Source organism: Pseudomonas sp. EA_65y_Pfl2_P74, assembly GCF_963970575.1.
Classification (GTDB): domain Bacteria; phylum Pseudomonadota; class Gammaproteobacteria; order Pseudomonadales; family Pseudomonadaceae; genus Aquipseudomonas; species Aquipseudomonas baetica_A.
In genome coordinates, this window is record NZ_CAXAOQ010000008.1 from 26,037 (window position 1) to 38,616 (window position 12,580).

A 12,580-nucleotide genomic window follows, 5' to 3' on the forward strand; every position below is an offset into this window, starting at 1 on the left:
GAATGTGGGGCAGTTTAGCCTTTGCGCAGAGGGACTTTTAAGCTGAATTTGTTTTTTGACGTCAGATTTATATCGCGAGGTGACGGCTGGCGAACGGATGGGCCCGCGGAAATCCCGTGGCAGGAGTTCCCGTGGGCAAAGTCGGGGAGGGTCAGGCGGTTTCTTGCTCTCTCAGAATCGTCAGCACGGTTTGCACGTTTTGCGCAGCATCGCGACCCAGGCTGGTCAGATACCCGCCATCAGGCTGGTCGGTCAGTTCTTTTTCGAAGAGGCGTTTGGCAGCGGCGATGTGTTTCGGGGCAGCGGTCTGATGAATTTTCAAACCTTCCTGGGAACTGTCCAGGTTGAAGAGTGCGAGGACTTCCAGTTCGGCAACCAGCTCAGGGGTAAGCGACATAAGGACTCCAGACTTTCTAGGAATTGGACGACAGCGCCCCTAAGGTGAACCTGCCGGCGCGGACTGTCCAGTGTGCGCGTCAGGGTTTTTGTCTGGGGGCGAATTCCAGTGTAGTCAGGGGCTGGCAGAAGGCCGGATGGAGGGGTGAGAAATTGTGTGTGAGCGAGCCTGCTCGCGAATGCGGCGCGTCAGGCACCGCATATTTCCAATGGTTCGGCCTTTTCGCGAGCAGGCCCCCACAGGGCAAGCGGCGACTATTGCTTTTCGGGTGGCAACTCAGGCAGCGCACGCAACGCGGTCTCATACCATTCGGTATTGAAGGCGCGGTCGTCATCGAGCATGGCGTCGATTTCGTAGGCCAGAACGTGGGCCATCAAGTTGAGGATATCCTCACGCTCGTAACCGACCAGGGTCAACTTGTTGAAGGTTGCCTTGGCCGCAGGCGGGTTGTCGCTTTCGATCTGGTTTTCGATGGCTTCGATCAGCGTGGACTCGGTGAACTCTTCGTCGTCGTCAGTATTGATGTCTGTCGGCTCGCTCATGGCAGGCTCCTCAAGGAAAGTCGCCAGTTTACCCGCATTCAGTGGCGTGATGCTGCTGGCGGGAATCGCGTATGCGATCTATAAACAGGCACTGCCCACTCCCCCCGCACGGCCTGGAGGCTATGTGATGTTCAAGCTTTATGGATTCTCTGTCAGTAACTACTACAACATGGTCAAGCTGGCGTTGATGGAAAAAGGCCTGCCGTTCGAAGAGGTCACGTTTTACCCCGCGCAGACCCCGGATTCGCTGGCGATCAGCCCGCGCGGCAAAGTGCCGGTGCTGGGCGTCGACGGCGGGTTCATCAATGAAACAGCGATCATTCTCGAATACCTCGAACAGACGCACAAAGGCACGCCGCTGCTGCCAAGCGATCCATTCGAGCGCGCGCAGGTGCTGGCGATTGCCAAAGAGATCGAGTTGTATATCGAGCTGCCGGGACGCGCCTGTTATGGCGAAGCCTTCTTCGGCATGACGCTGCCGGAGGCGATCAAGGAAAAGACCAGGACCGAGTTGCTGCTGGGTTTTGCGGCGCTGGGCCGACATGGCAAATTCGCCCCGTATGTGGCCGGCGACAGCCTGAGCATCGCGGATTTGTACTTCCTCTACAGCGTGCCGTTGGCCTGCGCAGTAGGGCAGAAGTTGTTCGGCATTGATTTGCTGGCAGAGATGCCGCAGGCGAAAGCGCTACTGGAGCGGCTTGAGCAGAATCCGCATGTGCAGAAAATTGCGGCGGATAAAGAGGCGGCGATGCCGGCGTTTTTGGCGATGATCGCGGCTGAGAAGTAGGGTTTGTAGCGTTTTCAGGTCACTTTCGCGAGCAACTCCGCTCCCGCACAGGCACTTTGGTGAACACCATAAGTACCTTGTGGGAGCGGGCTTGCTCGCGAAGCTTTAGGCTTTTTGGCGGCTGGCGATCAGTGCCTGTCCGCGCGCAACCGCTGCCTTGACCTGCGCTGGCGCAGTGCCGCCGATGTGGTCACGGGCATTCACCGAGCCTTCCAGGGTCAGCACGGCAAACACGTCCTGCTCGATCTGATCGCTGAACTGACGCAGTTCTTCCAGGCTCATCTCGGCCAGATCCTTGCCGGTGTCGACGCCGTACTTCACGGCGTGGCCGACGATTTCGTGGCAATCACGGAACGGCAGGCCACGGCGTACGAGGTAGTCGGCCAGATCGGTTGCGGTGGAGAAACCGCGCAGCGCCGCTTCACGCATGATCGCGTGTTTCGGCTTGATCGCCGGGATCATGTCGGCGAACGCACGCAGCGAATCGCGCAGCGTGTCGGCGGCGTCGAACAGCGGCTCTTTGTCTTCCTGATTGTCCTTGTTGTAGGCCAGCGGCTGGCCTTTCATCAAGGTCAGCAAGCCCATCAGCGCACCGAACACACGGCCGGTCTTGCCGCGCACCAGTTCTGGCACGTCGGGGTTTTTCTTTTGCGGCATGATCGAACTGCCGGTGCAGAAACGATCCGGCAAATCGATGAACTGGAATTGCGCGCTGGTCCACAGCACCAGCTCTTCGGAGAAACGCGACAGGTGCATCATCGCGATGCTCGCGGCCGAACAGAATTCGATGGCGAAATCACGATCGGATACGTTGTCCAGCGAGTTGCCGCCCACGGCGTCGAAGCCCAGCAGTTGCGCGGTGTATTCGCGGTCGATCGGGTAGGTGGTGCCAGCGAGTGCTGCGCTGCCCAGGGGCATGCGGTTGGTGCGCTTGCGGCAGTCGACCAGACGTTCGTAGTCGCGGCTGAGCATTTCGAACCAGGCCAGCATGTGGTGCCCGAAGGTCACTGGCTGTGCAGTCTGCAAATGGGTGAAGCCCGGCATGATGCTCGCGGCTTCGCGCTCGGCTTGCTCCAGCAGGCCTTTTTGCAGGCGGGTGATTTCGGCGAGGATCAGGTCGATCTCGTCACGCAGCCACAGGCGGATGTCGGTGGCGACCTGGTCGTTGCGGCTGCGCCCGGTATGCAACTTCTTGCCAGTGATACCGATGCGATCAGTCAGGCGCGCTTCGATGTTCATGTGCACGTCTTCGAGTTTGATGCGCCACTCGAACTGGCCGGCTTCGATTTCGCCCTGAATGGTCTTCAGGCCGTCGATGATGCTCTCGCGCTCGGCATCTGTCAGCACACCGACCTTGGCCAGCATGGTGGCGTGGGCGATCGAGCCTATGATGTCGTGGCGATACAGGCGCTGGTCGAAAGTGACGGAGGCGGTGAAGCGGGCGACGAAGGCGTCGACGGGTTCACTGAAGCGGCCGCCCCAGGACTGATTGGTCTTGTCAGTGCTCATGAATTCGCTCGTATCGGCTTGAAGAAAAAGGCGTGAAACGCTGGCGCGGATAATAACAGGGTTGCCATTGCTGTCGCTGACACTGGTCGATACGTTTTTTTCTCATCTGCTCGTCCATAGTCGTCGCGGTCGCCGGGGGATTTGCGCAAGGATATTTTCCGATTGAGCAATATCGGCCCGACGAGCGTCTACAGTTGGACATAAGGGTCGGCGCGAGTGCAGATCGCGAAAGGGTCTGGCCGCCGACTGATAATAAGGGGGTGGGTGTATTGTCCTTGGACAAACGGCGTGAAAAACGCGGGAAACAGCGGGCTTTGAGCAGTACGACCCGGACACTGGCAAATATTGCTGGCCGACGTACGGCACTTTTTGGTGCTCGGACTAGTCTTAGCGTGGATCGCGGTGACGGACGTCACTCCACCTGTCTACGCTATCCTTGTGCGAGACTCACGCAGGAATCCAGCGCAATATGAATGTCCTGATCGTTGATGACGAACCACTGGCTCGCGAGCGCCTCAGCCGAATGGTGAGCGAGCTTGAGGGTTATACAGTCCTGGAGCCCAGCGCTACGAATGGCGAAGAGGCGTTGGCACTGATCGACAGCCACAAACCGGATATCGTGCTGATCGATATCCGCATGCCGGGCCTGGACGGCCTGCAGGTCGCTGCCCGTCTGTGCGAACGAGAAACGCCGCCGGCCGTGGTGTTTTGCACCAGTCCCGATGAATTTGCCGTGGAAGCCCTGCAGGCCAGCGCCGTGGGCTATGTGGTGAAACCTGTGCGAACCGAACACTTGCATGACGCCCTGAAACGGGCTGAGCGTCCCAGCCGGGCGCAACTCTCGGCCCTGACCCGTCCCGCTGCCGAAAGCGGCAACGGCCCGCGCAGTCACATCAGCGCTCGCACCCGCAAAGGTATCGAACTGATCCCGCTGGATCAGGTGGTCTACTTCATCGCCGACCATAAATACGTGACCTTGCGCCACGAGTCTGGCGAGGTGCTGCTGGACGAACCGCTCAAGGCCCTTGAAGACGAATTTGGTGAACGCTTTGTGCGCATCCACCGTAACGCGCTGGTCGCCCGCGACCGGATCGAACGTCTGCAACGCACGCCGCTGGGGCATTTCCAGCTCTTTCTGAAAGGGCTCAATGGCGACGCGTTGATTGTCAGCCGCCGGCATGTGGCGGGTGTGCGCAAAATGATGCAGGGCCTGTAACCTGGCCTTTCCGGGCGGTTCACATTTCTCTTTACCGGGCATCGCAGGCCAGGGAGGCCGCGCCGTTTCTGATTCAAGTCAAAGTGGATTTGACTGAGCTGTTATTATCCGCCGTATCTATTCAGTACGGATTGATCCATGTCTTCTCGCGAAATCCGCATCGCCACCCGAAAAAGTGCACTGGCCCTTTGGCAGGCCGAATACGTCAAAGCCCGTCTGGAAGCGGCCCATCCGGGTCTGCTGGTGACGCTGGTGCCCATGGTCAGTCGCGGCGACAAGCTGCTCGACTCGCCGCTGTCGAAGATCGGCGGCAAGGGCCTGTTCGTCAAGGAACTGGAAACCGCGCTGCTGGAAAACGAAGCCGACATCGCCGTCCATTCGATGAAAGACGTGCCGATGGACTTTCCTGAAGGTCTGGGACTGTTCTGTATCTGCGAGCGTGAAGATCCGCGCGACGCTTTCGTTTCCAATACCTATGCCAGTCTTGATGCCTTGCCAGCCGGTAGCATCGTCGGCACCTCCAGTCTGCGTCGTCAGGCGCAGTTGCTCACCCGCCGCCCGGATCTGGAAATCCGTTTCCTGCGCGGCAACGTCAACACTCGCCTGGCCAAGCTCGATGCCGGGGAGTATGACGCGATCATCCTCGCGGCGGCCGGGCTGATTCGCCTCGGTTTCGAAGACCGCATCACGTCGGCCATCAGTGTCGACGACAGCCTGCCGGCCGGTGGTCAGGGCGCGGTCGGCATCGAGTGCCGCAGCGCCGATACCGAAATTCACGCTTTGCTGGCGCCACTGCATCACGCCGATACCACTTCGCGTGTCACGGCCGAACGCGCACTCAACAAACATTTGAATGGCGGCTGCCAAGTGCCGATCGCCTGCTACGCCGTGCTCGAAGGCGAGCAATTGTGGTTGCGTGGTCTGGTGGGCGAACCGAGCGGCGGCAAGCTGCTCAGCGCCCAAGCCCGGGCACCGCGCGCGGATGCCGAAGCCTTGGGCGTGCGGGTCGCTGAAGACCTGCTCAGCCAGGGTGCCGCTGACATTCTCAAAGCGGTGTACGGCGAGGCAGGTCACGAGTGACCGGTTGGCGCCTGCTGCTGACGCGCCCTGCCGATGACTGTGCGGCGCTCGCCGAGACGTTGGCCGCGCAGGGGGTTTTCAGCAATTGCCTGCCGCTTTTGGAAATTGCACCGCTGCCGGTCTCTGACAAAATACGTCAGGCGATTACGCGGCTGCCCGGTTGCAGCGCGGTGATCGTGGTGAGCAAACCGGCGGCAAGAATTGCAGTGGATCTGCTCAAGGCCCATGGCATGCAGTCTCTGGCGATGCCGTGGTTTAGCGTCGGTGCGGCGACTGCGCAGATTCTCAAGGATCACGGCCTCGATGTGAGCTTCCCGGCAGAAGGCGATGACAGCGAAGCCTTGCTGCAATTGCCGCGTCTGGGTGAAGCTGTGGCCCGGCCCGGTTCGCAGGTTTTGATCCTGCGTGGGGAGGGCGGCCGCGAGCTGCTCGCCGAGCGCTTGCGCGAGCTTGGTGCTAGTGTCGAGTACTTGGAGTTGTATCGACGCGATCTGCCAGCGTATGCGCCGCGAGAGTTGCCGTGGCGTATCGAAGCGGAACGCTTGAATGGGCTGGTGGTCAGCAGTGGACAGGGTTTTGAGCATCTGCGCCGGATGGCCGGTGATGCATGGCCTGCGATTGCGCAGTTGCCGTTGTTTGTTCCAAGCCCAAGGGTCGCCGAGCTGGCAGTTGCCGCCGGGGCCCAAACAGTTGTGGATTGTCGCGGCGCGAGTGCCGCGGCTTTGCTGACGGCGCTACGGGAGCATCCCGTGCCCGTTTTCTAATGCAAAGGATGGATACGTGAGCGAAACAGCCTTGCCTAAAGATGACGTCCAGCCTGTGCTTGAAAAGCAGGTTGAAACCCCACCGCCGGCCAAAGAGCCGCGCCGAGGCAATGGACTGGCCATCGTCGCCCTGTTGCTCGGTGCTGCCGGTGTTGCGATCGGTGGTTGGGGTGTCTGGCAGGTGCGTCACCTGCAAACCAACACTGAGCAGCAGTCGGGTCAGGTCCAGGCGTTGAATGATCAAGCGCAGAGCCTGAAGCTCAGCGAGCAGCGGCTGAGCGAGCGTCTCGCGCAGTTGCCGGGCGCCGACGAACTTGCTGATCGCCAGCGGCTGGTGGCTCAGCTTCAGGGTGATCAGCAACGACTGAGTCAACGTCTGGAAACCGTCCTTGGCGCCAGTCGCAAGGATTGGCGTCTGGCCGAGGCCGAACACCTGCTGCGTCTGGCCAGCCTGCGTCTTTCGGCGTTGCAGGACATCAGCAGCGCTCAAGCCCTGGTGCAGGGCGCCGACGAAATTCTTCGCGAGCAAAACGACCCCGGCTCTTTCGCTGCTCGTGAACAAGTGGCCAAAACCCTCGTCGCATTGCGCAGCACCGAGCAGCCGGATCGCACCGGGTTGTTCCTGCGTCTGGGTGCGCTGCGTGATCAGGTCATCGGCCTTACCGAACTGGCCCCGGAGTACAAGGATCGCGGCGAGTCGCTGCTCGGTCTGACGGCCGATGGTGACGGCGCCAGTCGCTGGGCACAGTGGTGGGATGAGGTCTCTCGCTACATTCGTATTGATTTCAACGCTGACAAGAATGTGAAGCCACTGCTGGCCGGGCAGAGCCTGAGCCAGGTGCGCCTGGCGCTGAGCCTGGCGCTGGAACAGGCGCAGTGGGCGGCGCTCAATGGTCAGGCGCCGGTGTACAGCCAGGCGCTGACCGAGGCGCGGGACGTGTTACATGGCAACTTCAACCCGGACAATCCGCAAAGCAAAGTGATGCTTGAGCAGGTTGCCGAGCTGAGCAAGGAGCCGGTCACGGTCAACACCCCGGATCTGACCGGCACCCTGAGTGCGGTGCAAGCCTATCTGGAGCGGCGCACTGTCAACGCCGAGGAATCGGTGAAACCCTTCGCCAAACCTGCCGCCAACACCGCGCAGGAGGCCACACCATGAAACGTCTGTATGTGATCGTGTTTCTGGTGATCGCCGCGACGGCAGCATTGGGCCTGGCGATTGCCGAGCATTCCGGTTACGTGCTGGTGGCCTACAAGTCCTTCCGCTACGAGTCGAGTCTGTGGGCGACGTTGGCGCTGATCGCGGTGTTGTGGTTGCTGGTCTGGGGCATCAAGGCGTTGGTCGAGTTGGTCATGACGTCCAGTGGCGTGGTCAATCCATGGTCGCGGCGCAACCGCAGTCGGCGGGTACAGGTGGCAATCGAGCATGGCCAACTGGATCTGGCAGAAGGTCGCTGGGCCAGTGCTCAGCGTCATTTGTATCGTGCTGCCGAAGCCGAGCGCCAGCCTCTCCTTTACTATCTCGGTGCTGCCCGCGCGGCCAACGAACAAGGCAATTACGAGGATTGTGATGGCCTGCTGGAGCGCGCTCTGGAGCGTCAGCCACAAGCTGAGCTGGCGATTGCTCTGAGTCATGCACAGTTGCAGACCGACCGCGGCGATACCGACGGCGCGCTGGTGACATTGCAAGCGATGCACGAGCGTCATCCACACAATGTGCAGACGCTGCGCCAGTTGCAGCGCCTGTATCAACAGCGCGGCGAATGGTCCGCGGTGATTCGATTGCTGCCTGAACTGCGCAAGGACAAAGTCCTGCCACGCGCCGAGCTGGCTGAACTGGAACGCCGTGCCTGGGGTGAGAACCTGTCGTTGGCTGCACAGCGCGAAGAGGATGGCTCCGTGGGCCTGCAGTCCCTCAATCGCGCCTGGCAGCAACTGACTTCGGCGCAGCGCCAGGAGTCGCCGCTGGTGTTGGCTTACGCCGAGCAATTGCGTCAGCTAGGTGCTCAGGTGGAGGCAGAAGAAGTGCTGCGTACGGCCCTCAAACGCAATTACGACAGCCATCTGGCACGTCTTTATGGCCTGGTTCGCGGCAGCGATCCGGCGCGTCAATTGCAAACCGCTGAAGGCTGGCTAAAGGATCATCCGAACGATCCAGGCCTGCTCTTGACGTTGGGGCGTCTGTGTCTGCAAACCAGTCTATGGGGCAAGGCGCGGGATTATCTGGAAAGCAGCCTGCGTGTGCAGCGCAATCCGGAAGCCTGTGCGGAACTGGCGCGCCTGCTTGCGCAACTGGGCGACACTGATCGCAGCAATCAGTTGTTTCAGGAAGGACTGGGGCTGCTGGACGAGCGCCTGCTGGCCGCGCCTCTGCCGGTCCCGGCGCACGTCTGAAGTCACGAGGGAGGTCGCTCCCTCGTTCCCGTTTGGCGACCGAAAATTTAACTTCAAGGCGCGTCAGGGGCAAAGTCCTACAGTGGACTACACCTATTCCTCTCGAACCTGTCGGGTTTTCCCTACACATCTGGTGAACTGTCGGCAGGGCGTTGCCTTGAAAGGCTGACACGCTTTCCTCTACCGTAACCGTCTGTCTCTACTGTTACGGAAAAGCCATGTCGTTGGCCTGCTCACGCTCCTTGTTCTTCATGGCTTTCACTGCGGGGGCCTTTGCTCTGGGAGCTTCCTATTATCTTGAATACGCGGTCGGCCTGACGCCGTGCAGCCTATGCCTGGTGCAGCGCCTGTTCCTCACGCTGCTGTGCGCCTCTTGTGGTCTGGCGGCGGTGCACGGTCCCAAACGTGTCGGTCTGTGGCTCTACTGGCTGTTTGCGCTGGGCGCGAGTCTGGGGGGCACCACAGCGGCCTGGCGGCAAGTATTGATTCAAAGTGATCCTGTGCTGCAAATGCTCAATTGTGCCCCGCCGCCGGAAACGATGTTCAGCGCTTTGCCGTGGATCTGCGCGTTGCAAAAGATGTTTAACGGCGGTGCCGATTGCGCCGAAATCTCCTGGACCCTGTTCGATCTGAGTATCCCGGAGTGGAGTTTGTTGTTCTTTGTAGCGGTGTCGATTCTTGCCGTTTATCAATTGTTGCGGCTGGTCTGGAGTGCTCTGCAACGACCGCCCGGCGGCGAAGCGTCGCACCGGAAGCTGATCAGGGATTAAACACTTGTATGAACTTTATCTCCTGCGTACCTTGAAGCCACAGGCGTGCGGGCATAATCTGGCCCCCACGTGTCATTGGATTTATGTTGCTCGATGACGCTCTGCCCGGCCGTCCCCCAAGCCAAAACCAAAAGCGGGACGCGGGTGTAGAGCAGCATGACCCACAAGGGAAGAGAGATCGCCATGCTCGAAAGTTGTCAGAATGCTCAGGAACGTTGGGGTGGAGTTCATCTGCTGATCGACCGCTGGTTGCAAGAGCGTGAGGAGCTGATTGGCGCCTACGACAAGCTCGGTGCGGAGCCTCAGGCGTTGTCCGAGAATCGCAAACCCTTGCAGGAGTTCTGCGGCGTGCTGGTCGACTACGTATCGGCTGGACACTTCGAAATCTACGAACAGTTGACCGGTGAGGCCAAGGCATTCGGCGACACTCGCGGTCTTGAACTCGCCGAAAGGATCTATCCGCGCATTGATGTCATCACTGAAAAACTCCTCGCGTTCAACGATCTTTGCGATGACGGTAAATGCGTTGCAGAGAAGTTCAAGGAGCTCGGTGGACTGCTTCACGAACGCTTCGAGCTGGAAGACTGCCTGATTGAAGTGCTGCATACCGCACACAAAACAGAGGATCCGGTTCAGGCCTGATTGGCTTTTTCAATAAAAAACGGTGCGCCCAAAGCGCACCGTTTTTTTATGCCTGATCAACTCGTCGCACCGCGCAATTCGACTTCAAACACCAGTGGTGTGAATGGCGCGATCAAGTCGCCAGCACCATCGGCGCCATAGGCTTGATCCGATGGAATCACCAGTCGCCATTTGGCACCCACCGGCATGTTCTGCAAAGCGGTGCGCCAACCGGCAATCACGCTGTCGAGGTTGAACCATTGCGGCTGAGTGTTCTGATCGAACACCGTGCCGTCTGGCAAACGACCGATATACAACACCTGCACTTTTCCATCGGGACCAGCCTTGGCGCCGGTGCCGTGCGCAAGCTCGGTGAGCAGGATGCCGTCGGCGAGTTCCTTCACCCCCGGTTTGGCTTTTTCGGCGGTCAGAAAGCGCTGCTCGTTTTCCATCGCGGCGTCGCTCGTAGGCATCGCGGCGTGCTCGGCATTCTGCGATTCATGATCGGCCAGAATCTGTTCGATCCGCGCTTCACTCAACGCCAGCGGCTTGCCTTGATAGGCCTGTTGCAAGCCGTCCACCAGCGCCTGGATCTGCAACTGTGGGACTTCCTGGCGCAAGCGTTCGCCCAGGCTGGCACCGAGGCTGTAGGCCAGATCATGAGCGTCGTTCGCGGTGGTTTTTTCGTCGGCGTGGGCCGCTGAAAAAATCATGCAGAGGGATAAAAAAAGGTAGCGCGACATAGGCACTCTCCGACCTGAGATGCGGTGGATTATGCCAGCGCGAACGTCTGCAACGGTGAACTGCTTTTGACTTAACGCAGAACATTTTCACTTCGGTGCAACGCAGCGCTTTCCTTACTGTCAAGATGACCTAGCGGCGGTAGCAGCAGAGGTCTAGTATGAGCCGCACTCACGTCAGCCAGGAGGTAAACCATGTCGGCCACCAAGAAGCCTGTAAACACTCCGTTGCACTTACTCCAACAACTCTCGGGCAGCTTGCTCGAGCATCTGGAAAACGCTTGCTCCCAAGCCTTGGCTGATGCTGAAAAACTGCTCGCCAAACTGGAAAAGCAACGCGGCAAGGCGCAAGAAAAACTGCACAAGTCGCGCACCAAATTGCAGGACGCTGCTGCCGCCGGTAAAGCCAAGGCACAGACCAAAGCCAAAGGCGCAGTGAAAGAACTCGAAGAACTGCTCGATGCTCTGAAAGAACGTCAGTCCGACACTCGCAACTACATTCTGCAACTCAAGCGCGATGCTCAGGAAAGCCTGAAACTGGCCCAGGGTGTTGGCCGTGTGCAAGAAGCAGTGGCCAAGGTTCTGTCTTCCCGTGAAGCGAAGCCTGCTGCAGCACCTGCGAAGAAAGCAGCAGCCAAACCTGTCGCTGCCAAAGCACCGGCGAAAACGGCTGCAGCCAAACCCGCTGCAAAGCCGCTAGCTAAGCCGGTTGCAAAAGCACCTGTGAAAGCGGCTGCGAAACCTGCGGCGAAAAAACCGGCTGCGGCAAGCGCTGCAAAAACGACTGCTGCAAAACCAGTTGCGGCCAAAACCGTTGCTGCGAAAGCCGCTGTAAAACCAGCCGCTGCCAAAGCTGCTCCAGCTAAACCCACAGCAGCAAAACCAACCGCTAAACCGGCTGCCAAAGCTGCGGTAAAACCGGCTGCTAAACCGGCAGCTGCAAAACCTGCTGCCAGGACTGCCGCTAAACCGGTAGCAGCCAAACCAGTTGCCAAAGCTGCGGCGAAACCCGCCGCCAAGTCAGCTGCAAAACCAGCAGTTAAACCCGCCGCCAAACCGGCTACTGCTGCCGTCAAGCCAGCAGCCAAACCGGCTGCCAAGCCTGCCGTGAAAAAACCAGTTGCTGCCAAACCAGTCGCTGCAAAACCGGCAACCGCTGCGGCTGCCAAGCCTGCTGCGCCGACAGCCCCGGCCTCGTCGGCCGCCAGTGCTTCGACCACCACGACCGCACCAACGCCAGCCGCTGCGTCGAGCAGCACCAGCAACCCGACCAGCGCTTCCTAAGTGCCGGCTGCCGCGACGCGCAGCCTTTGCAGCGCGTCGCGGTTCAGCCTGGCGGCGGTTGTCGCCAGGCTCTCCAGCCATTCTCCCGCCCCTGGGGCGTCATGCAACGGCCAGTCCAGCGCCGTTTGCTCCAACTGCCACAGCAGATGCCGTTCGGCTTCCAGCTCCAGCGCCTTCATTTGATCGCGCAGCCCCTTGAGCACCGGATCTTCCTTCGCCAGGCTTTTCCATTGAGTGCGCAATGCACGCAGTGGCTGCACCACCTCCGCGTCCCAAGGCTCCACCACCATTTGCAGTTGCCGCACGCGTTGCTCACTGCAGGTCACCCCGCGTTGTTCCAGCCATAGGCCGCAAAGCAGCAAGCAGACATTGGTGCCCGCCGCTTGCATGTGCAGGCAGGTGTTTTCCACGCCCGGGCGGGCGTAGGTGGCAAGGGAAAAGCTCCACAGGTCAGAGGACATCGTGCTACTCGCGCC

General features: G+C 60.0%; 14 protein-coding genes and 1 pseudogene. 10 read left to right on the forward strand and 5 right to left on the reverse strand.

Features of this window, described 5'->3' with window-relative positions; genetic code table 11:
• Positions 1 to 151: 151 nt before the first annotated feature.
• Together AACY18_RS07870 and AACY18_RS07875 are read right to left on the reverse strand one after the other, a co-directional pair.
• The gene (locus tag AACY18_RS07870) at positions 152 to 397 is read right to left on the reverse strand and encodes a TIGR02647 family protein (protein ID WP_003229392.1); all 246 of its coding nucleotides are present in this window, start codon (positions 395 to 397) and stop codon (positions 152 to 154) included.
• Positions 398 to 651: 254 nt separating this feature from the next.
• Positions 652 to 939 carry a hypothetical protein gene (locus tag AACY18_RS07875; protein ID WP_339430475.1) on the reverse strand — a complete coding sequence of 96 codons (288 nt, stop codon included), beginning with the start codon at positions 937 to 939 and terminating at the stop codon, positions 652 to 654.
• 127 nt (positions 940 to 1,066) lie between these two features.
• Between AACY18_RS07875 and AACY18_RS07880 the strand changes: the two genes are divergently transcribed.
• Positions 1,067 to 1,726, forward strand: coding sequence for a glutathione S-transferase family protein (locus AACY18_RS07880; RefSeq protein WP_339430474.1), 660 nt, complete (start codon positions 1,067 to 1,069; stop codon positions 1,724 to 1,726).
• Between the two features lie 105 nt (positions 1,727 to 1,831).
• Here AACY18_RS07880 and argH read toward each other — a convergent pair whose 3' ends face one another.
• Positions 1,832 to 3,235 (reverse strand): argininosuccinate lyase, encoded by a 1,404-nt coding sequence (gene argH, locus AACY18_RS07885; protein ID WP_339430473.1) that lies wholly within the window; start codon positions 3,233 to 3,235, stop codon positions 1,832 to 1,834.
• 332 nt (positions 3,236 to 3,567) lie between these two features.
• Between argH and AACY18_RS28010 the strand changes: the two are divergent.
• The 8 genes and pseudogenes from AACY18_RS28010 to rsd form a co-directional block, all read left to right on the forward strand.
• A pseudogene (locus AACY18_RS28010) lies at positions 3,568 to 3,708 on the forward strand (sensor histidine kinase); the annotation flags it as partial.
• Positions 3,705 to 4,451: a LytR/AlgR family response regulator transcription factor gene (locus tag AACY18_RS07890; RefSeq protein ID WP_339430472.1), complete on the forward strand. Its 747-nt coding sequence runs from the start codon at positions 3,705 to 3,707 to the stop codon at positions 4,449 to 4,451. The pseudogene AACY18_RS28010 and the gene AACY18_RS07890, both read left to right, overlap by 4 nt.
• A 138-nt stretch (positions 4,452 to 4,589) precedes the next feature.
• Positions 4,590 to 5,531 carry a hydroxymethylbilane synthase gene (hemC, locus tag AACY18_RS07895; RefSeq protein WP_339430471.1) on the forward strand — a complete coding sequence of 314 codons (942 nt, stop codon included), beginning with the start codon at positions 4,590 to 4,592 and terminating at the stop codon, positions 5,529 to 5,531.
• Positions 5,528 to 6,295 (forward strand): uroporphyrinogen-III synthase, encoded by a 768-nt coding sequence (locus tag AACY18_RS07900; protein ID WP_339430470.1) that lies wholly within the window; start codon positions 5,528 to 5,530, stop codon positions 6,293 to 6,295. The genes hemC and AACY18_RS07900 overlap by 4 nt, the downstream gene beginning before the upstream one ends.
• Before the next feature lie 16 nt (positions 6,296 to 6,311).
• Entirely contained in the window at positions 6,312 to 7,454 is a 1,143-nt protein-coding gene (locus tag AACY18_RS07905; protein ID WP_339430469.1) for a uroporphyrinogen-III C-methyltransferase, read from the forward strand.
• Positions 7,451 to 8,689 carry a heme biosynthesis protein HemY gene (locus AACY18_RS07910; protein WP_339430468.1) on the forward strand — a complete coding sequence of 413 codons (1,239 nt, stop codon included), beginning with the start codon at positions 7,451 to 7,453 and terminating at the stop codon, positions 8,687 to 8,689. The genes AACY18_RS07905 and AACY18_RS07910 overlap by 4 nt, the downstream gene beginning before the upstream one ends.
• Before the next feature lie 218 nt (positions 8,690 to 8,907).
• Positions 8,908 to 9,459: a disulfide bond formation protein B gene (locus AACY18_RS07915; RefSeq protein WP_339430467.1), complete on the forward strand. Its 552-nt coding sequence runs from the start codon at positions 8,908 to 8,910 to the stop codon at positions 9,457 to 9,459.
• Positions 9,460 to 9,642: 183 nt separating this feature from the next.
• Positions 9,643 to 10,101, forward strand: a complete 459-nt coding sequence (gene rsd / locus AACY18_RS07920) for a sigma D regulator (RefSeq protein ID WP_339430466.1) — start codon at positions 9,643 to 9,645, stop codon at positions 10,099 to 10,101.
• Positions 10,102 to 10,157: 56 nt separating this feature from the next.
• Here rsd and AACY18_RS07925 read toward each other — a convergent pair whose 3' ends face one another.
• Positions 10,158 to 10,823 (reverse strand): FKBP-type peptidyl-prolyl cis-trans isomerase, encoded by a 666-nt coding sequence (locus AACY18_RS07925; protein WP_339430465.1) that lies wholly within the window; start codon positions 10,821 to 10,823, stop codon positions 10,158 to 10,160.
• Positions 10,824 to 11,015: 192 nt separating this feature from the next.
• Between AACY18_RS07925 and AACY18_RS07930 the strand changes: the two genes are divergently transcribed.
• Positions 11,016 to 12,104, forward strand: a complete 1,089-nt coding sequence (locus AACY18_RS07930) for an AlgP family protein (RefSeq protein ID WP_339464643.1) — start codon at positions 11,016 to 11,018, stop codon at positions 12,102 to 12,104.
• Here the strand turns inward: AACY18_RS07930 and AACY18_RS07935 are convergent.
• Positions 12,101 to 12,565 carry a TIGR02444 family protein gene (locus tag AACY18_RS07935; protein WP_339464644.1) on the reverse strand — a complete coding sequence of 155 codons (465 nt, stop codon included), beginning with the start codon at positions 12,563 to 12,565 and terminating at the stop codon, positions 12,101 to 12,103. The two genes, AACY18_RS07930 and AACY18_RS07935, sit on opposite strands and share 4 nt — an antisense overlap.
• Positions 12,566 to 12,580: the final 15 nt, after the last annotated feature.